This is a genomic window from Streptomyces sp. NPDC053069, from assembly GCF_044546895.1.
Taxonomy (GTDB): Bacteria; Actinomycetota; Actinomycetes; order Streptomycetales; family Streptomycetaceae; genus Streptomyces.
Genome location: NZ_JBITZN010000004.1, coordinates 525,119 through 545,319 on the forward strand (window position 1 = coordinate 525,119; position 20,201 = coordinate 545,319).

Annotated in this window: 17 protein-coding genes and 5 tRNA genes; 8 read left to right on the forward strand and 14 right to left on the reverse strand. The window is 69.7% G+C overall.

Features of this window, described 5'->3' with window-relative positions; translation table 11 throughout:
- Positions 1 to 184: 184 nt before the first annotated feature.
- Together ACIGXP_RS12300 and bldC are read left to right on the forward strand one after the other, a co-directional pair.
- Positions 185 to 1,027 (forward strand): hypothetical protein, encoded by an 843-nt coding sequence (locus ACIGXP_RS12300; protein ID WP_399767157.1) that lies wholly within the window; start codon positions 185 to 187, stop codon positions 1,025 to 1,027.
- A gap of 531 nt (positions 1,028 to 1,558) precedes the next feature.
- A complete protein-coding gene (bldC, locus tag ACIGXP_RS12305; protein ID WP_003949541.1) occupies positions 1,559 to 1,765 on the forward strand; it encodes a developmental transcriptional regulator BldC in 207 nt (68 codons plus the stop codon).
- Between the two features lie 460 nt (positions 1,766 to 2,225).
- On the opposite strand, the gene ACIGXP_RS12310 is transcribed toward bldC, so the two are convergent.
- From ACIGXP_RS12310 to ACIGXP_RS12345, 8 genes are all read right to left on the reverse strand, one after another.
- Positions 2,226 to 2,417, reverse strand: coding sequence for a DUF6274 family protein (locus ACIGXP_RS12310; protein WP_363215647.1), 192 nt, complete (start codon positions 2,415 to 2,417; stop codon positions 2,226 to 2,228).
- A 304-nt stretch (positions 2,418 to 2,721) separates the two neighbouring features.
- Positions 2,722 to 2,796: transfer RNA gene (locus ACIGXP_RS12315), tRNA-Asp, on the reverse strand.
- A 97-nt stretch (positions 2,797 to 2,893) separates the two neighbouring features.
- Positions 2,894 to 6,838, reverse strand: a complete 3,945-nt coding sequence (gene hrpA / locus ACIGXP_RS12320) for an ATP-dependent RNA helicase HrpA (protein ID WP_399767159.1) — start codon at positions 6,836 to 6,838, stop codon at positions 2,894 to 2,896.
- Positions 6,839 to 6,894: 56 nt separating this feature from the next.
- Positions 6,895 to 7,218 carry a hypothetical protein gene (locus tag ACIGXP_RS12325; protein ID WP_399767161.1) on the reverse strand — a complete coding sequence of 108 codons (324 nt, stop codon included), beginning with the start codon at positions 7,216 to 7,218 and terminating at the stop codon, positions 6,895 to 6,897.
- Positions 7,219 to 7,295: 77 nt separating this feature from the next.
- A tRNA-Phe gene (locus ACIGXP_RS12330) sits at positions 7,296 to 7,369 on the reverse strand.
- Positions 7,370 to 7,393: 24 nt separating this feature from the next.
- Positions 7,394 to 7,468 (reverse strand) — tRNA-Asp (locus ACIGXP_RS12335).
- 36 nt (positions 7,469 to 7,504) lie between these two features.
- Positions 7,505 to 7,577, reverse strand: a tRNA-Glu gene (locus ACIGXP_RS12340).
- A gap of 80 nt (positions 7,578 to 7,657) precedes the next feature.
- The gene (locus tag ACIGXP_RS12345; protein ID WP_399767163.1) at positions 7,658 to 9,256 is read right to left on the reverse strand and encodes a metallophosphoesterase; all 1,599 of its coding nucleotides are present in this window, start codon (positions 9,254 to 9,256) and stop codon (positions 7,658 to 7,660) included.
- 123 nt (positions 9,257 to 9,379) lie between these two features.
- Here ACIGXP_RS12345 and ACIGXP_RS12350 point away from each other — a divergent pair, with 123 nt between their 5' ends.
- From ACIGXP_RS12350 to ACIGXP_RS12370, 5 genes are all read left to right on the forward strand, one after another.
- The gene (locus ACIGXP_RS12350; RefSeq protein ID WP_363215650.1) at positions 9,380 to 9,730 is read left to right on the forward strand and encodes a metallopeptidase family protein; all 351 of its coding nucleotides are present in this window, start codon (positions 9,380 to 9,382) and stop codon (positions 9,728 to 9,730) included.
- Between the two features lie 276 nt (positions 9,731 to 10,006).
- Positions 10,007 to 10,519 (forward strand): hypothetical protein, encoded by a 513-nt coding sequence (locus ACIGXP_RS12355; RefSeq protein WP_399767165.1) that lies wholly within the window; start codon positions 10,007 to 10,009, stop codon positions 10,517 to 10,519.
- 388 nt (positions 10,520 to 10,907) lie between these two features.
- Entirely contained in the window at positions 10,908 to 13,097 is a 2,190-nt protein-coding gene (locus ACIGXP_RS12360) for a DEAD/DEAH box helicase (protein WP_399767168.1), read from the forward strand.
- Positions 13,098 to 13,200: 103 nt separating this feature from the next.
- The gene (locus ACIGXP_RS12365) at positions 13,201 to 14,715 is read left to right on the forward strand and encodes an amino acid permease (protein ID WP_399767171.1); all 1,515 of its coding nucleotides are present in this window, start codon (positions 13,201 to 13,203) and stop codon (positions 14,713 to 14,715) included.
- A gap of 110 nt (positions 14,716 to 14,825) precedes the next feature.
- Positions 14,826 to 14,898, forward strand: a tRNA-Lys gene (locus tag ACIGXP_RS12370).
- A gap of 326 nt (positions 14,899 to 15,224) precedes the next feature.
- Here ACIGXP_RS12370 and ACIGXP_RS12375 read toward each other — a convergent pair.
- From ACIGXP_RS12375 to ACIGXP_RS12400, 6 genes are all read right to left on the reverse strand, one after another.
- Positions 15,225 to 15,524, reverse strand: a complete 300-nt coding sequence (locus ACIGXP_RS12375; protein WP_363215654.1) for a hypothetical protein — start codon at positions 15,522 to 15,524, stop codon at positions 15,225 to 15,227.
- Positions 15,521 to 15,988, reverse strand: coding sequence for a hypothetical protein (locus tag ACIGXP_RS12380; RefSeq protein ID WP_399767174.1), 468 nt, complete (start codon positions 15,986 to 15,988; stop codon positions 15,521 to 15,523). Before ACIGXP_RS12380 ends, ACIGXP_RS12375 begins: the two co-directional genes overlap by 4 nt.
- 11 nt (positions 15,989 to 15,999) lie before the next feature.
- Positions 16,000 to 17,076, reverse strand: coding sequence for a hypothetical protein (locus ACIGXP_RS12385; protein ID WP_399767176.1), 1,077 nt, complete (start codon positions 17,074 to 17,076; stop codon positions 16,000 to 16,002).
- 174 nt (positions 17,077 to 17,250) lie between these two features.
- The gene (locus tag ACIGXP_RS12390) at positions 17,251 to 17,379 is read right to left on the reverse strand and encodes a hypothetical protein (RefSeq protein WP_399767178.1); all 129 of its coding nucleotides are present in this window, start codon (positions 17,377 to 17,379) and stop codon (positions 17,251 to 17,253) included.
- Between the two features lie 155 nt (positions 17,380 to 17,534).
- The gene (locus ACIGXP_RS12395) at positions 17,535 to 18,188 is read right to left on the reverse strand and encodes a DUF2637 domain-containing protein (protein WP_399767180.1); all 654 of its coding nucleotides are present in this window, start codon (positions 18,186 to 18,188) and stop codon (positions 17,535 to 17,537) included.
- 559 nt (positions 18,189 to 18,747) lie between these two features.
- Positions 18,748 to 19,431 carry a TetR/AcrR family transcriptional regulator gene (locus tag ACIGXP_RS12400; RefSeq protein WP_399767182.1) on the reverse strand — a complete coding sequence of 228 codons (684 nt, stop codon included), beginning with the start codon at positions 19,429 to 19,431 and terminating at the stop codon, positions 18,748 to 18,750.
- 127 nt (positions 19,432 to 19,558) lie between these two features.
- Here ACIGXP_RS12400 and ACIGXP_RS12405 point away from each other — a divergent pair, with 127 nt between their 5' ends.
- Positions 19,559 to 20,185 (forward strand): NADPH-dependent FMN reductase, encoded by a 627-nt coding sequence (locus ACIGXP_RS12405; RefSeq protein WP_399767184.1) that lies wholly within the window; start codon positions 19,559 to 19,561, stop codon positions 20,183 to 20,185.
- The last annotated feature ends 16 nt before the right edge of the window (positions 20,186 to 20,201 follow it).

The window sequence follows — 20,201 nt, forward strand, 5'->3', positions numbered from 1 at the left end:
GTGGGGCTCAGCCCCCGTGCGGGTGGCGGGTGCTGGTGGCATGAGCGTAGAGCCTTCGCACGACCACCATCCGCGCAGTGTTCAGGATCACTCGCGCGGGCCTCTTGTGCACGCATGACCGTGGCACGATTTGCAGTGGTTTTGCAGCGGTTTTCGAGCGGGGCCCGATGGGGAGGGAGCAGGCGTGCCGAAGGTGTCCTCCGTCGTCGTCCCCTATGCCGCGTATCTGCGCGTGTACGAGCCGCTGGGCGCCTTCCCGGAGCCGGAGCGCAGCCACTGGGCGCGGTACGCCCGTCGCTCCGACCGCCCCTCCTACCAGGACGAACTGCGCCGCTCCCTGGCCGACTTGCTGCCCACCCCGCCGGTCGCGGTGCCGGTGCACGAGAGCAGTGACGCCTTCGTGGCCGAGGTCGACGGCGTGGTCTGCGTGTGCCCGTGGCGGACCCGGCTGCGCGGCTGGCAGGCGCTCGACGAGCTGGCGGAGGAGCTTCCGGCGCCGGTCCTGGACGCGGTGCTGCCCCCGGTCGTACGCCGTCAGGCGGCGCAGGACTACGAGCGCTGGCTCGCCCGCAACCCCGACGCCCGCCCGTGGATCCGTACGGCGACCTGGCAGGTGCCGCTGAACTGGTTCGTGCTGGTGTCCGACGAGGAGCGGCGGTACGAGAAGGGCACCGCGGAGGTGCCGCCGCTGCTGCGTTACCGCACGCCGATGGTGCAGGCCCGCAGGCGGGTGGCACGCGCGCTGCGCACGCTGAAGGACACCGTCGAGGAGAGCCCGCTGATCGACGGCCTGCTGGACGTCGGCCGCTGGCTGGAGGAGTTCCACCCGCGCTCGCTGGTGGAGCTGGACTACGGCGGCCTGGTGCACGTCCTGCCGGCCGGCGAGCTGGAGGGCGACCACTCGGCGGCGGAGGTGGCCGAGGGCATCGCGGCGCTGCGCCGGGGTGACGGGGCGGCGGCCGGAGAGGCCTATGTGCGGCTCGTGGAGCGGTGGCGGGCGGTGCGGGACCGGCGGTCCGCGAACTGAGTGACGCAGTCGAGTGACGTAGGTCACGGCTCGAATGGCGTCGCACGACGTACGGTCTACGGCACTTGCTCATCTGACGGGACGTTGGTCCCGATCTGGACTTTTGTCCCAAGGGTGACGGACGGCACTTACAAGAGCCTTGCCCTAAGTGCCGCCCCTCATGCCAAAATAGGACAAGGAGTCCGGGGAGGGCTCCGTCCGTCCAACTATGCTCCATCATGGGCGGATTCTCGGCATTGCGCGCTTTGGGGGGTCTCGTGGCTCCTGATCGTCCTGTGACTGATCGTCACAGTGGCGTGACTGTCCGCTATGGCATGGTCCATCGGCTTCCGTCGCTGATGAACACCTGGGAGGGCAATTCCATCGGTTTGGCCGACGCGGCTGGACAGATGGTGTAGTTGTAGTGCCGAGGACAAGCCGTTCGTCCTATAACCGACTCGACTCGCGTCCGCCATTTCGGGCAACGCGGGTCAAGGTGCAGAATTTAGAGGAAAGAACCGAGAAGGTTCGGTTCTCCCGAGGAGGCCGCTCATGACCGCTCGCACCCCTGATGCCGAGCCGCTGCTGACCCCGGCTGAGGTCGCCACCATGTTCCGCGTCGACCCCAAGACGGTCACGCGGTGGGCGAAGGCCGGCAAGCTCACGTCCATCCGTACGCTCGGCGGGCACCGCCGCTACCGCGAGGCCGAGGTCCGCGCTCTGCTCGCGGGCATCCCGCAGCAGCGCAGCGAGGCCTGAACCATCGCATAACCGGGCAATACGGCTGGTCCCCCAACCCGCCGAGGCGCCTGGAACGCTAGCTCCAAGCGACGCGGGACCTGCCCCAACAGGCCCCTCGCCCAAGCCGAAAAGAACGTTGTAGGCAGCGACACAGGGTGCGTCGTAGATCGCGCTGGACTCCGCCGGGTCCAGCGCGATCTTTTTTGTGCGCTGGTCGGGTGGTGGGTGGATCGCTGTGAGCGGCCTTGTCGGAGTCTGGGCAGGGCTGCCGGAACCGCTGTGCATGACCCCGGGGGCCGGTGCAATTGCACATATTAAATTGAACAGTTGTAGGGCGGGGGTAAGTACCGGCCTTTCAAAAACTCATGCGGTGACTCCCGTCACATGCCCCGGCGGTTGTTGCCGACGGCATGTGTGCGCTAGCGGAGTGGCCTGTTCCAGCGTCCCTCATGCGGTGGGCAGTTGGGGCCGGCGTCGGTCATGCGCTGCGGGGACTTTCGTCCTCGGCTTCCTCGTCGCTCGGTTCCGTGACCCGGGGGCCGGCGTCCATGGCCAGCCTCAGCAGGTGGTGACAGATGGGGCAGTGGCGGGTGAGATGCCGGTAGGACGAGGCAGCCGACAGGTGCGCCCTCAGCAGCGCCCGCGTCTCGTGCCTGGCCGATGCCGCCATATGCCACCTCCGCGGACCGCACAGGGGAACGGGCCCTGGTCCTTGGGTACCGGCGCAATGTGCCGCCGTCAAGGGCGGGGGGCTCCGCCGGTTCAGTCGATCACGAGCACCGCCACCGAAGCCGGTGCGCCCCCTGGAGCCCTCTGGGTGCCGCCGCCCCCAGCCCCGGTCGACCCGAGAAGCTGACGGCCTGGGGAAGGGATCGCGTCCGTTGTCGGATGCTCCGCCGCGGGCGCGGCCTCCGCTGTGACTGGGGGCATGAGAAAGGGCCCGCGTCCGTTGCCGGATGCGGGCCCTTCTTGTGCGGTCCTGACGGGATTTGAACCCGCGGCCTCCACCTTGACAGGGTGGCGAGCACTCCAAACTGCTCCACAGGACCAGGTTTCGCGGCGCTCGGCTTGCTGCGTTGCGCTGCGAGAAGAGACTGTACAGGAGGGGAGCCCGCCTGGTCGAACTCACCCTCTGTGTGTGTACGGTTACGGGACGGCCGCGTCGATCGCCTTCACGATCCGCTTGTCGGAGACGGGGTACGCGGTGCCCAGGGCGTGGGCGAAATAGCTGACCCGGAGCTCCTCGATCATCCAGCGGATGTCCAGGACCTGCTGCGGCACCGGGCGGCCCTGGGGGAGCTGCTCCAGGAGCCAGGCGTACTCGTCCTGCATCTCGTGGACCTTCTCCATGCGGGTGGTGTCCCGCTGGACGCCCGTCGGCATCTGCTGCAGGCGCCGGTCGGCGGCCACCAGGTAGCGCATGAGGTCGGGGAGGCGCCGTATGCCCGCCCACGTCACGAAACCGGGCTTCACAAGGGCGTCCAGCTGCTTGCGGACGTCCGTCAGGTTTGCGAGGAGCGCGGGGCTGCGCACGGCCTTCAGACGGCGCTCACAGGCCTGCCAGGCCGTGAGGACCTGCTGCACCTGGGCGACCGCACGGACCGTCGTGTCGACGATCTCCGCCCGCACCTTGTCGTAGAGCTTGCGGTACGACTCCTCGTCCCACACCGGGCCGCCGAAGTCCGCGATCAGCTTGTCGGCCGCCGCCATCGCGCAGTCGTCGAACAACGCCTGGACGGAGCCGTGCGGGTTGGCGGAGAGCGCCAGCTTCTGGGCGTTCGTCAGCTTGTCCGACGCGAACTTCGCCGGATTCACCGGGATGTTCCGCAGGATCAGGCGCCGGGTGCCCTTCCACATCGCCTCGGCCTGTTCCGCCTCCGTGTCGAAGAGCCGGACCGAGACCGTGTCGCCGTCGTCCACCAGCGCCGGGTACGCCTTGACCGGCTGGCCGGCGCGGCGGGTCTCGAAGACTCGGGTCAGCGTGCCGATCGTCCAGTCGGTCAGGCCCTTGCGCTCCAGGGACTCGCCGCCCTCGCGGGAGGCCGTCGCCGCTGCCGCCTGGGACAGCGCCTGCCTCGCCTTCGGCTTCAGCCTGAGCTTCAGCGCCTCCAGGTCCTTGTCCTCGGCCAGTTTCCGGCGCCGTTCGTCGACGATACGGAAGGTGATCTTGAGGTGGTCGGGGAGCCTGGACCAGTCGAAGTCGTCCGCCTCGAAGGGAACGCCGACCATCCGCTTCAGCTCGCGCGCCATCGTCACCGTCAGCGGCTCCTGCAGGGGCACCGCCTTCTCCAGGAACGCCCTCGCGTAGTTCGGCGCGGGCACGTAGTGACGGCGGATGGGCTTCGGCAGGGAGCGGATCAGCTCTGTCACGACCTCCTCGCGCAGGCCCGGGATCTGCCAGTCGAAGCCCTCGTCCGTGACCTGGTTGAGCACCTGGAGCGGGATGTGGACCGTCACACCGTCCGCGTCCGCACCCGGCTCGAACTGGTACGTCACCCGGAACTTGAGCTGCCCCTGCCGCCAGGAGTCCGGATAGTCGGCCTTGGTGACCGCCTCCGCCGACTCCCGGATGAGCATCTCCCGCTCGAAGTCCAGGAAGTCCGGCTGCTCGTGCCGCTTCCGCTTCCACCAGGAGTCGAAGTGCGCGCCGGAGACGACGTGTTCGGGTACCCGCTGGTCGTAGAAGTCGAAGAGCGTCTCGTCGTCGACCACGATGTCCCGGCGCCGCGCCCGGTGCTCCAGCTCCTCGACCTCACTGAGGAGCTTGCGGTTGTCGGCGAAGAACTTGTGGTGCGTACGCCAGTCGCCCTCCACGAGCGCGTTGCGGATGAACAGCTCGCGGCTCGTCTCCGGGTCGATCCGGCCGTAGTTCACCTTCCGCTGGGCGACGATCGGGACGCCGTACAGCGTGACCTTCTCGTACGCCATCACGGCCGCCTGGTCCTTCTCCCAGTGCGGTTCGCTGTACGTCCGCTTGAGCAGGTGCCCGGCCAGCGGTTCGACCCACTCGGGCTCGATCTTCGCGTTGACCCGCGCCCAGAGCCGGCTCGTCTCCACCAGCTCGGCCGACATCAGGAACTTGGGCTGCTTCTTGAACAGCGCCGAGCCCGGGAAGATCGCGAACTTGGCGTTGCGGGCGCCCAGGTACTCGTTCTTGTTGCCGTCCCGTACGTCCTTCATCCCGATGTGGGAGAGCAGGCCGGCGAGGAGCGAGACGTGGACGCGGTCGGCCGGGGCGTCCTCCTCGTTGAGGTGGATCCCCATCTGCTTGGCGACCGTGCGCAGCTGGGTATAGATGTCCTGCCATTCGCGAATGCGCAGGAAGTTCAGGTACTCCTGCTTGCACATCCGGCGGAAGGAGCTGGAGCCGCGTTCCTTCTGCTGCTCGCGGACGTACCGCCACAGGTTCAGGTAGGCGAGGAAGTCGCTGGTCTCGTCCTTGAAGCGGGCATGCTGCTGGTCGGCCTGGGTCTGTTTGTCGGCCGGGCGCTCGCGCGGGTCCTGGATGGACAGCGCGGCGGCGATGACCATCACCTCGCGGACACAGGCGTTCTTGTCCGCTTCCAGCACCATCCGGGCCAGGCGCGGGTCGACGGGCAGCTGGGCGAGCTTGCGGCCGGTGTCGGTGAGCCGCTTGCGCACGTCCTTCTGCGTCGGGTCCAGCGCGCCCAGTTCCTGGAGCAGCTGGACGCCGTCGCGGATGTTGCGGTGGTCCGGCGGGTCGATGAACGGGAACTTCTCGATGTCGCCGAGGCCGGCCGCGGTCATCTGCAGGATGACGGAGGCGAGGTTCGTACGGAGGATCTCGGCGTCCGTGAACTCCGGCCGGGCGAGGAAGTCCTCCTCGCTGTACAGCCGGATGCAGATGCCGTCGCTCGTCCGGCCGCAGCGGCCCTTGCGCTGGTTGGCGCTGGCCTGCGAGATCGGCTCGATGGGCAGCCGCTGGACCTTGGTGCGGTGGCTGTAGCGGCTGATCCGGGCGAAGCCGGGGTCGATCACGTACTTGATGCCGGGGACGGTGAGGGAGGTCTCGGCGACGTTGGTGGCCAGAACGATCCTGCGCCCGGTGTGCGGCTGGAACACGCGGTGCTGCTCGGCGTGGGACAGCCGGGCGTACAGCGGCAGCACCTCCGTGAAGCGGTACTTCTTCTTCTCCAGCGCGTCCGCGGTGTCCCGGATCTCCCGTTCGCCGGAGAGGAAGACGAGGATGTCGCCCGGGCCCTCGGCCTGGAGTTCCTCCACGGCATCGCAGATCGCGGTGATCTGGTCCCGGTCGGCGTCGTCGCTCTCCTCCTCCAGGAGGGGCCGGTAGCGCACCTCCACCGGATACGTCCGGCCGCTGACCTCGATGATCGGAGCGTCGTCGAAGTGCCGCGAGAAGCGTTCGGGGTCGATGGTCGCCGAGGTGATGACGACCTTGAGATCCGGCCGCTTGGGCAGCAGCTGCGCCAGATAACCGAGCAGGAAGTCGATGTTGAGGGACCGCTCGTGGGCCTCGTCGATGATGATCGTGTCGTAGGCGCGCAGCTCGCGGTCGGTCTGGATCTCGGCGAGCAGGATGCCGTCCGTCATCAGCTTGATGAACGTGGCGTCGGGGTTCACCTGGTCGGTGAACCGCACCTTCCAGCCGACGGCCTCGCCGAGCGGCGTCCTCAGTTCGTCCGCGACCCGCTCGGCCACGGTCCGGGCGGCGATACGACGGGGCTGCGTGTGCCCGATCATGCCGCGCACGCCACGGCCCAGCTCCATACAGATCTTCGGGATCTGCGTGGTCTTTCCGGAGCCGGTCTCACCGGCGACGATGACGACCTGGTGATCGCGGATGGCCGCCGCGATGTCGTCCTTCTTCTGGCTGACCGGCAGCTGCTCGGGATATGTGACGGCGGGCACACGGGCACGCCGCTCACCGATCCGTTCCTCGGCCCTGCCGATCTCGGCCTCGATGTCTTCGAGGACGGCGGCGCGGGCCTCCGGCTTACGGATCTTGCGCGCGCCCTCAAGCCGCCGGCCGAGCCGGTGCGCGTCGCGCAGCGACAGCTCGGTCAGACGGGGGGCGAGGGTGCCGAGGACGGGGGCGGGATGCGTAGACATACGCGGTCCAGGATCTCACCCCGTCCGAAAAACACGCGAACGATTTGCTGCGTTGCCTAGGGGGCGGGCCGGGCGGGCGGTGCGGAGACCGGCGGTGCGGCGGCCGACGCGGCGTTCTGCTGCCCCAGCGCGATCGACCTCGCCGTATTGGAAACGGCCTTGATGCCCAGGTAGGCGGTCGTCATACCGCTCATGGCGGTGAACGCGGCGGTCAAGATGCCGACGATCACGGACTTGTCCCCGTCGAGCCGCCACACCCCGAAGATCGCGACGGCGACGATCGCAAGATTGCTGACCACGACCGCGAGCAGCCCGTAACGCGCCCGGACCTTCTCCAGCTGGGTGTCGGCCGGCAGAGCGGCGGCCTGATTCTGGCTCATCTCCCCGTTCCCCCTGTTCAGCAGCGTCCAGCCCCGTACGACGAAGGCCCCGTTCGCTGAACGGGGCCTTCTGGCTGTGGCTGGGGCCGGGGTCGAACCGGCGACCTTCCGCTTTTCAGGCGGACGCTCGTACCAACTGAGCTACCCAGCCACGGTGTTTCACGTGAAACACCAGCGGTCCTGACGGGATTTGAACCCGCGGCCTCCACCTTGACAGGGTGGCGAGCACTCCAAACTGCTCCACAGGACCAAGCGTGCATGCAACAGTGTCGCACACGGTATTGCGTGCCCCCAACGGGATTCGAACCCGTGCTACCGCCTTGAAAGGGCGGCGTCCTAGGCCGCTAGACGATGAGGGCTATCGGCCCGCCTGGGCGCTTCTCAGCGCGTCGGGGACGTGAGAAGCATATGGGATGGCGGGGGGTATCGCCAAAACGGTTTACGGCGAGGGCGCGGTGGAGGCGCGCGAAGGGGCCGTCGGAGCCAGTGTGACGCCTCGTTGCTCGCGGTGGTGCCGATGGCCGAGGGCGTCGTCGGCCAGGTGGCGGCTGACCTCGGCCGTCGTCTCGCCCAGCCCGCCCAGTTTGATCGCGTCCCACGCCTGCAGACGGCGGTTGTCGCGGTCGAAGTAGAGGATCGAGGCCTCGATGGGGGCGGGGTACGTGCGCTCCACCGCACGCAGCCCGCTCCCGCCCGTGGAGCCCTCCATGCGCAGCCGGGTGCCGTAGGGGAGCGTCTCGTCGCCTTCGTGGTGCAGATGGCCGCACAGCACCAGCGGCACCTCACCGTCCGTCTCACGGGCCGCGGAGGGCTCGTGTGCGACCGCGACATCGACCGGCTTCCCGGCCGCCCGCTGGTCGCGCAGGGCGCTGGCCAGCCGGTCACCGGCCAGCTGCTCGGCCGCGTCTCCGCCGGGCTCGACCGAGCGGTCGGGGGTGAACTGGGGATCGCCGATGCCCGCGAAGCGCAGGCCCGCGACGGTCTCGGCCCGGCCGTCGTCCAGGACATGCACGTTCTTCATCCGTTCCAGATAGCGCTGGGTGGTCCGGGAGTCGTGATTGCCCCGCACCCACACATAGGGCACCCCCAGGTCCCGGATCGGGTCCAGGAAGCCGTTCTCCGCCGCCGTGCCGTGGTCCATCGTGTCGCCGGAGTCGACGATCACGTTCACCTTGTACTGCTCCACCAGCGAAGCGATGATCTTCCAGCTCGCCGGGTTGAGATGGATGTCCGACACGTGCAGGACCCGGACGGTGGAGGGGTCCGGCTGGTAGGCCGGGAGCGTGGAGGTGACGTCGTAGAGCTTCGTCACGTTCGTCACCAGGCGGGCCAGCTCCTGCTGGTAGACGCCGAAATCGGTGACGATGCTGCGCGCGTTGCCGACCACCTGCGGCGCCGAGCTGAGCAGCCCGGAGAACTTCGGCTCCAGGATCGACTTCGGGTTCCAGGTGGCGTACGCGCTCACCCCGGACGCCGCCAGCAGGGCCAGCGCGAGGCCGCCGGCGGCGAGGGCGCGGCGGGGGCTGCGGTAGACGGCCAGGCCGAGGGCCGTGGCACCGGCGACCACGGCGACACAGGAGCGTACGGCCAGGTCCAGCGTGCCGTGCTCGACATCCTTGGCGACCTCGTCCTGGAGGCCGGAGATCCGCTCCGGGTGGTCGACCAGGGCCTGGGAGCGGAGCGGGTCCAGCTGGTCCACGTTCACGTCGAGGCGGACCGGTGCCACATGACTGTCCAGGGAGAGCGCGCCCAGGGGCGAGATGTTGATCCTCGTGCCGCCGGTCAGGGACGGGCGCAGCGCCATCGTCGTGTTCATGGGGCCGACCGGGGTCCGTACGTTCCCCACGATCAGCAGGCCCAGCCAGGCGCCGAGCAGAACGACGGCCGTGAGGCCGAGGGCGCGGAGCCAGGGGCGGGGGCGAGGGGCGAGCTCCGGGTCGGGCAGGGGGCGGCTGCCGTGGCGGGCGGTGAGCATGCGGCTCGTCATCGTCATGCGGTTCGTCATCGTGCGGAGTGCTGCGACCGGGACGCGGACCATTGGTGCCGTATGCCCACGGCCCCGTGCGGATATGCGGAAATACGCCCCTGTCGGCCTCGTGCGGGCCGCGCCCGGCCCGTCCGGGACCGCTCCCGCGAGCCTCTCGTACCGGACAATGACCGTGTGCTGGAGATGACGCGCGAGGAGTTCGAGGAACTGGTCGCCGAGGCGCTCGACCGGATCCCGCCGGAGCTGATGCGGCTCATGGACAACGTGGCGGTGTTCGTGGAGGACGAACCGCCCGCCGACGACCCCGAGCTGCTGGGTCTGTACGAGGGGACACCGCTGACCGACCGCGGCGAGTGGTACGCGGGGGTGCTGCCGGACCGGATCACCATCTACCGCGGACCCACACTCAGAATGTGCACCAGCCGCGCGGACGTCGTCGCGGAGACCGAGGTCACCGTGGTGCACGAAATCGCCCACCACTTCGGCATCGACGACGCCCGCCTGCACGCGCTCGGTTATGGGTGAGGGTGGATGGAGGGGCGGGGGCGGGCTGAGGCTGGGCGCGGCGCAGTGTGGGGCCGGGTGTGGCCGGGTGGCGCCGGGTGTGGCACTGGGCGTGGCCCCGGGCGGGCGGGGTTGAGCGTGGGCGGGTGTGGATGGGTTGTGGATGCCGGGGCCGATCGGTGATGCGGGTGTATGTGATCGGTGATGGGTGCGGGGAAGGGGCGGGGGCGCGTGTCCTCTTGTGGGTAACGGGAGTTGGGGAGGTTGACTCCTTTCCTCGCCTCGGAGGTGGCCGCCGTGCGCCCCTTGCCCGTACCCGTCCGGCTCACCGTCACGGTGCTGGCCCTCGCCGCTGCCGCCGGCTGTGTGAACGTGGGTGACGCCGCGGGCCCGGCCAGGCCCTCCCACTCGGCGGGGCAGCACGACGGCAAGGCGCCCGACGGCGGCCCGGTGGTCGGTGCCGGCGGCCTCGGTCACAACGGCGCGGCGGTCGACGGCAAGCACGGGCGCGGCGGTAAGGCGAAGCCGGAGAAGCGGGCCTCCGCGTCGGCCACCCCGTCCGGCCAGGGCAGCGCCCCGGCGGCCTCGGCGAAGCCGCCGAAGACCAAAGAGCCCGTGGACCCGGAGCCGACCAAGGCCCCGTCGGCTCCGCCGGTCACCTCCGCCCCGCCCGAGCCGCCCCCGGCCTCCACCCCGCCCCCGGCGACCTCCGAGCCGCCGTCGGCCGAGCCGTCCTCCTCGGCGCACGAGGAGACCGGACCACAGCTCGTCCAGCGGGAGCCGGCACCCACGGCCGGCGCACCGGCGTGAGCGGCCGAGCGGACGATGGGCCGACGCACGAGCACCGATCCGGTCCGCAGCCGACGAGCCGACCCCACTGGCACCGTGCCGACCCGGCGGACATCGAGTCGGCTCAGCCGGCGCCGAGCCGGTCCGCGGGCGACGAGCTGCCCTTCCCGCCCATCCAGTCGCCCCCGGCTGCCGACCTGACCTGCGGCGATGAGGCTCAGTTTGCCTTCAGGGGTGGTGGGTGCGTATGGTGGTAGATCGTTTGATCCCATTTGCCCGGCGCCACCACAGAGCGCGCCGTGTGGCGCGTACTCTCCTTTGCCGTGGCGGACCGCATTGAGGCGGTCGTGAGCGAATCACGGAGTTGACGGGCGCGTGCCGAAGAGACTCCGGAAGGTTTCGCATTCGCATGTCCGTGTCCAGTGTTGATCAGATCGTCGTGTCCGAGAACGAGCTCGAGAACGAACTCGTCGACGTGACGACCGAGGTCACCGAGGCCCCCGAGGCCGACACCACCCAGACCCCCCAGACCACCTTCGCCGACCTCGGCCTGCCCGAGGGTGTCGTGCGCAAGCTCGCGCAGAACGGCGTGACCACCCCCTTCCCGATCCAGGCCGCGACCATCCCGGACGCCCTGGCCGGCAAGGACATCCTCGGCCGGGGCCGTACCGGCTCCGGCAAGACCCTCTCCTTCGGTCTGCCGACCCTGGCCCAGCTGGCCGGCGGCCGCACCGAGAAGAAGCGGCCCCGCGCGGTCATCCTGACCCCGACCCGCGAGCTGGCCATGCAGGTCGCCGACGCCCTCCAGCCGTACGGCGACGTCGTCGGCCTGAAGATGAAGGTCGTCTGCGGCGGCACCTCCATGGGCAACCAGATCTACGCCCTGGAGCGCGGCGTCGACATCCTCGTCGCCACCCCGGGCCGCCTGCGCGACATCATCAACCGCGGCGCCTGCTCCCTGGAGGACGTGCAGATCGCCGTCCTGGACGAGGCCGACCAGATGTCCGACCTGGGCTTCCTGCCCGAGGTGACGGAACTGCTCGACCAGGTCCCGGCCGGGGGCCAGCGCATGCTCTTCTCCGCCACGATGGAGAACGAGATCCAGACCCTGGTCGACCGCTACCTGAACAGCCCCGTCTCCCACGAGGTGGACGCGGCCCAGGGCGCGGTGACGACCATGTCGCACCACATCCTCATCGTGAAGCCCAAGGACAAGGCGCCGGTCACGGCCGCGATCGCCTCCCGCAAGGGCCGCACGATCATCTTCGTCCGCACCCAGCTGGGCGCCGACCGTGTCGCCGAGCAGCTGCGCGACGCCGGCGTGAAGGCCGACGCGCTGCACGGCGGCATGACCCAGGGCGCCCGCACCCGCACCCTGGCCGACTTCAAGGACGGCTACGTCAACGTCCTGGTCGCGACGGACGTCGCCGCGCGCGGCATCCACGTCGACGGCATCGACCTGGTGCTGAACGTGGACCCGGCCGGCGACCACAAGGACTACCTGCACCGCGCCGGCCGTACCGCCCGTGCGGGCCGTACCGGCACGGTCGTCTCCCTCTCCCTGCCGCACCAGCGGCGCCAGATCTTCCGCCTGATGGAGGACGCCGGCGTCGACGCGGCCCGCCACATCATCCAGGGCGGTGCCGCCTTCGACCCCGAGGTCGCCGAGATCACCGGCGCCCGCTCCATGACCGAGGTCCAGGCCGAGTCCGCCGCCAACGCCGCCCAGCAGGCCGAGCGTGAGGTCGCCCAGCTCACCAAGCAGCTGGAGCGCGCCCAGCGCCGTGCGACCGAGCTGCGCGAGGAGGCCGACCGGCTGGTGGTCCGGGTCGCCCGCGAGCGCGGCGAGGACCCCGAGGCCGCGGTGGCCGAGGCGCAGGCGACGGCGGCCGAGGAGCTCGCCGTGGCCCAGGAGTCGGCGGAGCGCGAGACCGAGCGCGAGGAGCGCCCGGCGGTTTCGGCGCCGTACGAGCGCCGGGAGCGGCGCGGCTTCGACCGCCGCGACGACCGTGGTGAGCGTGGTGAGCGTGGCTTCGACCGTCGCGAGGAGCGCGGTGAGCGGGGCGACCGGGGTGGCCGTGGCTTCGAGCGGCGTGACGAGCGCCGCCCGTTCGACCGCGACCGCTCCTTCGAGCGCCGTGACGACCGGGGCGGCCGCGGGTTCGAGCGCCGTGACGACCGCCGTCCGTTCGACCGCGACCGCAGCGAGCGCAGCGACCGCGGTGGCCGCTCCTTCGAGCGCCGTGACGACCGTGGCGGTTTCGAGCGTCGTGACGACCGCGGTGGCCGTGGGTTCGAGCGCCGTGACGACCGCCGTGACGACCGCCGTCCGTTCGACCGCGACCGCAGCGAGCGCAGCGACCGCGGCGACCGCGGTGGCCGTTCCTTCGACCGCCGTGACGACCGTGGCGGTTTCCGTCGGGACGAGCGCGGCGGGCACCGGGGCAGCGACCGTCCGTTCAACCGCGACCGCCGCGACGACCGCCCGGGCTTCCGCTCCGGCGGCCACGAGCGCCCCTACGGCCGCCGTGACGACCACCGCGGCAACGGCTCCTTCGGCCGCCGTGAGGACAAGCCGCGCTGGAAGCGCAACGGCTGACGCAGAGTGACCTGACGAGGGCCCGTACGACTCCGGTCGTACGGGCCCTTTTCAGTCACTGCGTGACGCATGTCACGCACCCAGGGAGGGAATTGCTGGGGGCATGACAGAAGACGCGAGAGCGAGCGGGACCCACGGCCTCTCGGACGAGGAGCGGCTGGCCCAGCTCGGCTACACACAGGTCCTGGCCCGCCGGATGTCGGCGTTCTCCAACTACGCCGTCTCGTTCACGATCATCTCGGTCCTGTCCGGCTGCCTGACGCTCTACCTCTTCGGCATGACCACCGGCGGTCCGGCGGTGATCACCTGGGGCTGGGTGGCGGTGGGACTGCTGACCCTGTTCGTCGGACTCTCCATGGCCGAAATCTGCTCGGCGTACCCGACCTCGGCCGGCCTGTACTTCTGGGCCCACCGCCTCGCACCACCCCGCTCGGCGGCGGCCTGGGCCTGGTTCACCGGCTGGTTCAACGTGCTGGGCCAGGTCGCGGTGACCGCGGGCATCGACTTCGGCGCGGCTTCCTTCCTGGGCGCGTACCTGAACCTCCAGTTCGACTTCGAGGTGACACCGGTCCGCACGGTCCTGCTGTTCGCGGCGATCCTCGTCCTCCACGGCCTGCTGAACACCTTCGGCGTGCGCATCGTCGCGTTCCTGAACAGCGTGAGCGTGTGGTGGCACGTGCTGGGCGTGGCGGTGATCGTCGGCGCGCTGGCGTTCGTCCCCGGTCACCACCAGTCGGCGTCCTTCGTGTTCACCCACTTCGTCAACGAGACGGGCTGGGGCAGCGGCCCGTACGTCGTCCTCCTCGGCCTCCTCATGGCCCAGTACACCTTCACCGGCTACGACGCCTCCGCCCATATGACCGAGGAGACCCACGACGCGGCCACGGCCGGCCCGAAGGGCATCGTCCGCTCGATCTGGACGTCCTGGATCGCCGGGTTCGTGCTCCTGCTGGGCTTCACGTTCGCGATCCAGTCCTACGACGGGGAACTGACGTCCCCGACGGGCGCGCCCCCGGCCCAGATCCTCCTGGACGCACTCGGTGCCACGACCGGCAAACTCCTGCTCCTGGTCGTGATCGGCGCCCAGCTCTTCTGCGGCATGGCGTCCGTCACCGCCAACAGCCGCATGATCTACGCCTTTTCGCGCGACGGCGCACTGCCGTTCTCCCATGTCTGGCACACGGTCAGCCCGCGCACCCGCACCCCCGTGGCAGCGGTCTGGCTGGCCGCACTGGGTGCCCTGGCCCTCGGCCTGCCCTACCTGATCAACTCGACGGCGTACGCGGCGGTGACCTCGATCGCGGTCATCGGCCTCTACATCGCGTACGTCATCCCGACCTTCCTGCGGGTCCGCAGGGGCGCCGCCTTCGAACGCGGGCCGTGGCACCTGGGCCGCTGGTCGTCCCTGATCGGTGTCGTCTCGGTGACCTGGGTCGTGGTGATCACGATCCTCTTCATGCTCCCGCAGGTCTCCCCGGTCACCTGGAAGACCTTCAACTACGCCCCCGTCGCCGTCCTGGTCGTCCTCGGCTTCGCGGCGGCCTGGTGGCTGGCCTCGGCCCGCCACTGGTTCCTCGCCGGGGAGCGGGCCGCTACCCCGACGCTGGTCGAAAAGTGACCATCCGGCACGCTCCTCCCGTTCCGAACCCCACGTGACGCGGCCGGGTCACCGATACCCGATCGGAGACTCGGCCTCGTCCGGCTATGCTCGGACAGGCAACATCGCCTGGGCCCTTAGCTCAATTGGCAGAGCAGTGGACTTTTAATCCATTGGTTGTGGGTTCGAGTCCCACAGGGCCTACGGACGACGGGCGGGGGGATATGGCCCCTGACCTGCGGTGCAGCGCCTGAGCCGGCTTCGGTCGGCTCGGGCGCTGTCTCGTTTCCGGGTGCTTGCGGGAGCGGTGCCCGATCGGATGTGCCGTGCGAGGATGCGGCGGAAGGTCTTCGAGACTGCCTCGGGGGGAGCCAGGAGCCGTCCCCCTTCGCCAGTGGCCCGAAGATCGTCGGTCCGGAACCCGCGACCGATGCCATGGCCGACGGCGCGGTGCACGAGCGACGAGGAGCTCCGGGCCGATCGGCACTCCCCGAAGCGACGGACACGGTGGTGTCCGGCCGGGTGGACGGCTACTCCTGGCCGTGAAGCTCCCGGCGTGCCGCCGTGCGGATGGCCTGTGTGTACGGGGCGTCCGCGGCGCGCGTTTCCTGGTCGAGGTCGTCGAAGGGGACCAGGGCCTTGTGGTTGCCGTTCACCGTCTGCATCCAGGCACACCAGGCGTTGTGCACGTCCTCGTCGGTCACCTGCTCCCCCTTGGCCTGCAGCAGCACGGCATAGAGGCGGAACAGGGCGTCGGAGTCCGCGGGAGGCTCGGCGTGCGGGGGCAGACAGGACCGGATGCGATCGGCGAGAGCGTCCAGGTAGGTCACACGGACAGTGTGCCCGCAAACAGGATCAGGTGCGCCACGGCGAACACGAGGGGAACGACACGCTCGGACGTGCCCAGCTCTGCGTAGCGCCCCCGCCGGCCGGGAAGCGGATCACGCCGGAGAATGTCCCACTCGTCCCCGAAGACCCTCGCTGCGAGGCCTTCCTCCAGCTTGAGAATGACCTTGAACTTCGCCCGGTTGAGATCGCGGTAGCTGCGCAGCTGCATCCACCAGGTGACGGACAGGGTGATGCCCGCCGAGGCCACGGCCAGCGGTACCCACCAGGGCGACCGCTCGAACTGGGGTGTGCCGAAGCCGACCAGGGTGACCAGCGCGGACTGCACCGACAGAAAGAAGGCGTTGGCGCTGCCTCGACGAGCGGAGACACGGTCGGCCATCTCCACGGCGAGTGTGTACAGCTCCAGCAACTCCGGCCGCTGCTCCGGCCGGGGATTCGCCGTCACCCGTCCTCCCCTCATTGGTGTCGTGGGTCCAGCGCGGTCAACTGGTCGACAACCGGCTGCAGTTCACGCTTGACCAGGCGGCTGAGTGACCAGGTGCTGGGCAGGCGGAGGGTCGTGGGGTCGAACCGTACGAACCGGGCCTCCCAGCCCGGCCCGAAGACGATCAACCCCTTGAGGGTGAAGTCCCAGCGCAACCGCTTCCGCCCGCCGTTCAGGAACACTTCCCAGCGGGGCCGCTCGGGGCGCGCGGGCGGCGGGTAGTCCGGCAGGTCGGGCAGTGGGGGCCACAGCCCCGTGCCCGGCGCCCCCGGTTCGGCGTGTGACCGCCGCTCGTACTCCTCGGCCACGGCCTCGCGGAAGCGGTCGTAGGTCGGGGCGTCGCAGTAGGCCAGCAGGAACAGCCGCGTCGGCGGCACGAGGCGCACCGCCTCGGTGAACTCCCATACGGTGCCCGGTCCGGGACCTGCCGACAGCAGCACGGCGTGCGCGCCTGCGATCAGCCTGCTCACCGTGGACTGCCAGTCGTGCAGGGGCAGGTAGCCGCGTGCCGCGCCGGGCAGTGGGAGTTCCTCGCCGGGCCGGCCGATCGCGATGACACGGCCGAACCGCCGGAAGCGGCGGACCAGGGACTCCTCATGCGTCAGCCCCGAGATGAAGAAGAGGGCCTGGAGGTTCGCCCCGCCACCCTGGATGTCATCGGGCAGCGCGCTCATGACCTCGTCGTTGGAGAACGGGCGCAAGTACAGGAGGTAGTGGGTGCCGGGCAGGCGCTCCAAGGAGTCGACGACGTCGGTGAGATGCTGCTTGCCGCGCACCACCGCCAGCCGGCCCGTCATGAAGGCGACCACACCGGCGAAGACCGCCGTCACCGTCCCCAACAGGCGTAACCACCAGCGGACATGGGGGATGGAAGCCCACTGATCGCTTCCCAGGCTCCTCCTGAAGGCCGTGAACCCGAGCAGGCCCGCAGCCGCACCCACGATCCGCAGGGTCCACCCGCCCCAGACCAGCACGCGCCCTCTGGCCGCCCGCTGCACACCACGCGGCGGCGGTTTCCTCACCAGTTGGAAGTTCCGGCTCCTGTTCATACACGCGGCCCCCCGTGCGTCCCCCGTGTCGCTTCCGTCAGCCGTGGACACTTCGGAAGATACGCCAACAGGGCAGTTTTTACAGGAAGTTGGCCCTGCTCGCACGACCTTCACACGGAACGCGAACAGGCCGCGACCTCCACGGTCGACGGCCTGTCCACGCTCAAGAAGGGGTTACCGCCAGCACAGCGAGCTAATCGTGTGGGTATCGCAGATGTGGCCGTCGGCGGCCGCAGCGGTACCGGCGGGGATCGCAAGGGCCGCAAGGAGCGCGGCGATGAAGAGGGCGGAGATGTGTCGCATGGCGAACGGTCCTTTCTGGGTCCTCCGGCAAGACAGGTGTCTTGGGGGAATGAGCCCAGGCTTGCGTAGACCCGCACGCTCCGCATGTCGAACGAACACGGTCCGTGACCGCGGCGGCGTCCGGACCGGCCGAGGCCGGTCCGGACGCCGTACTTTCACGGGGTCTCGAACGACTGCCCCTGCGGCTTGGAGTTCCGCCGACTGTGTGCGGCGTGCCGGGGCTTGGACACCTTCGACGAGACCTGTCCCACGATCTCCCAGAAACACACCAGTGCGGTGATCGGCGGAATTCCGAAGATGATCAGTGAAAGCGGTGAATGTGATGAATGACTGACGCACAGGGCGACGGCCATGGCGGAGGCACCCAGCAGCACACCCCAGGATCTGCGCGCACTCCGACTCTGCACGGTGGCCCGCAGAATGGACAGGGCCGCAACGAGCCACGGCCCGTACACCGTCAGCGGCCACCACTGGGCCAGTCTCATCGGCAGTACGGAAGAAGCGGTGGCGCGGAGCTGGGTATAAGAATAAGAAAACGACCAGCCCAACATGCAGATTGCGCACACCGAGATCGTCGCGATCAAGAGGGTGACGTGAGCGCTGCGACTGTTCTCGGGCGAGCGGGACTCCGTGCGGATCCGCCGCCGGTTCCGTCTGTGGCTGGACCGTTCGTGCGGCGGGCTCGGCTCGGGACTCGCGCCGGACGCGGCGGACAGCATCTGGGCCAGCTCTTCGACCGGATCCCACTCTATCTCGATCGTGCTGAACTCGGTGTCGCTGAAGATGTCTTCGTCCTGAATCCTGTCCATCAGGTAAGTCCTATAGCCCCACCATCGCCTGCAGATACTCGGTTTCCAGCTGGGTGATTCTCCTCAGGAACTCATCGAGTAGATCCGAACATCCGTCAAAGCGTCCCTCCCCTTCGTCGTGTTCCGCCTGAAGTGTGAGCGCCGAGCGAAGATTCCCGGCTGCGAGCCTCTCAGTCAGTGTCACGACCGCCTAACGAGCTCCTTGGGTCGCGGGGGTGTGCGGCATTCGGGTGTTTCCGTGGTCCGAACGCAGTATCCGGCGGGTCCGATGACAGCAATTGGCGAAAATGCGAGTAACTGGGAAATTGCATTCCGTGAATATAGAGGGATCAGATCCAGCCACGGACGGCCTGGTCGTCACGGCCGGCCTGCTGGGCCCTCCGTGCGTCCGTCAGGGTGAAACAGCCCGTGGCGCGCGGGCCGGAGTGGGAAGCGAACGGCAGGGGTGCGGTAAGGCGCGGGCGCGCGGCCCGCCGCAAGGCCTGTCCGAAAGTGATCGTCGGGCGGCTGCAGGCGGGCCGCGGGTGCCGGGCCGTTCACCCGGTGGGGCGGGGACCCGTCACGCGCGGTAGGCCCGCAGGAACGCCGCCACTCCGCCCCTGATCAGACGGTCCGTCTCCGCCGGTGGGAGGGGGCGGACGCCGTAGTTGGTGAGCTGGACGATCGTATGTGTGGTCAGGGCCGTGAAGTGCGCGGCGGTCATGGCCGCGTCGCCGTGCAGGTCGAGCAGGCCGGCGTCCGCGAGCTGCGCCATCGCCTCGGCGACGGCCCGGCCGACCGGTCCCGGTCCCGCCTCGTACCAGGCCTTGAGGACCTCCGGTGGTACATGGTCGGCCTCGGCGTGGATGTGGCGGACGAGGGCGAAGTGGTTCGGGTAGTCGGCCATGAGGCCGACGAACGCGCGGGCCAGGGCGACCAGATCGCGTTCCAGGTCCTCGGCGCGCGGCGGCCGTTCCGGGTCCAGTACGGCGTGCAGGCGGGCCAGTTGGGCGTCGCGGACCTCGTTGGAGGTCCAGGTCACCACGGTCTGGAAGAGCTGTGCCTTGCCGCCGGGGAAGTGGTTGTAGAGCGTGCGCGTGGAGACGCCGGCCTCGGCGGCCAGCGCGTCGACCGAGGCGCGTGCATAGCCCTCGCGGCCGAAGAGCGTGCACGACGCGCTCGCGATGGCCATCTGCTTCTCCAGCTTGCGCGGTGAGACCTCGCGTCGCGCCTGCGCCGTCCGGGACTCGTTCGTTTCGCCCACACCTGCCTCCTCGTGACCAGCCACCCTACCCGAATTACAACGATCGTTGTGCTTTTTACAACGACCGTTGTACTTTGGTGCGGGAGGCCGCACCGGGCGGTCGCCCCACCGGAGAAGGGGGACACCTGTGTCTGTCACCAGCGAGGAAGCCGTGTCCGAGGGCACCGAAGCACCGCTGCGCGTCGCCGTCGTCGTGGGCAGCGTCCGGGAGGGCCGGCAGGGCCGGGCCGTCACCGACTGGTTCCTCGGCACCGCCGCCGGGGACGAGGGCCTGCACTTCGACGTCATCGACCTCGCCGAGGTCGATCTGCCGCTGGTGCTGCCCGGCTGGGGCGGCACGCCGAGCCCCGAGGCCGCCGCCGCGCTGCGGGAGGTCTCGCCGCGGCTCGCCGCCGCCGACGCGTTCGTCGTCGTCACGCCCGAGTACAACCACAGCTTCCCGGCGTCCCTGAAGAACTTCATCGACTGGCACCACACCCAGTGGCATGCCAAGCCGGTGGGCTTCGTCTCGTACGGCGGGCTCGGCGGCGGGCTGCGCGCGGTCGAGCAACTCCGGCTGGTCTTCGCCGAACTGCACGCGACGACCGTGCGCGACTCGGTCAGCCTGCACGGTCCCTGGTCCGGCCTCGGTGAGGACGGCGCCCCGCGGGACGCGGCCGTGTGCGCCGGTGCCGCGAAGGGCATGCTCGGCCAACTCACCTGGTGGGGCCGGGCGTTGCGGGCCGCGCGGGCCGAGCGCCCGTACGCGGGCTGAGGGCGGGGGAAGAGAG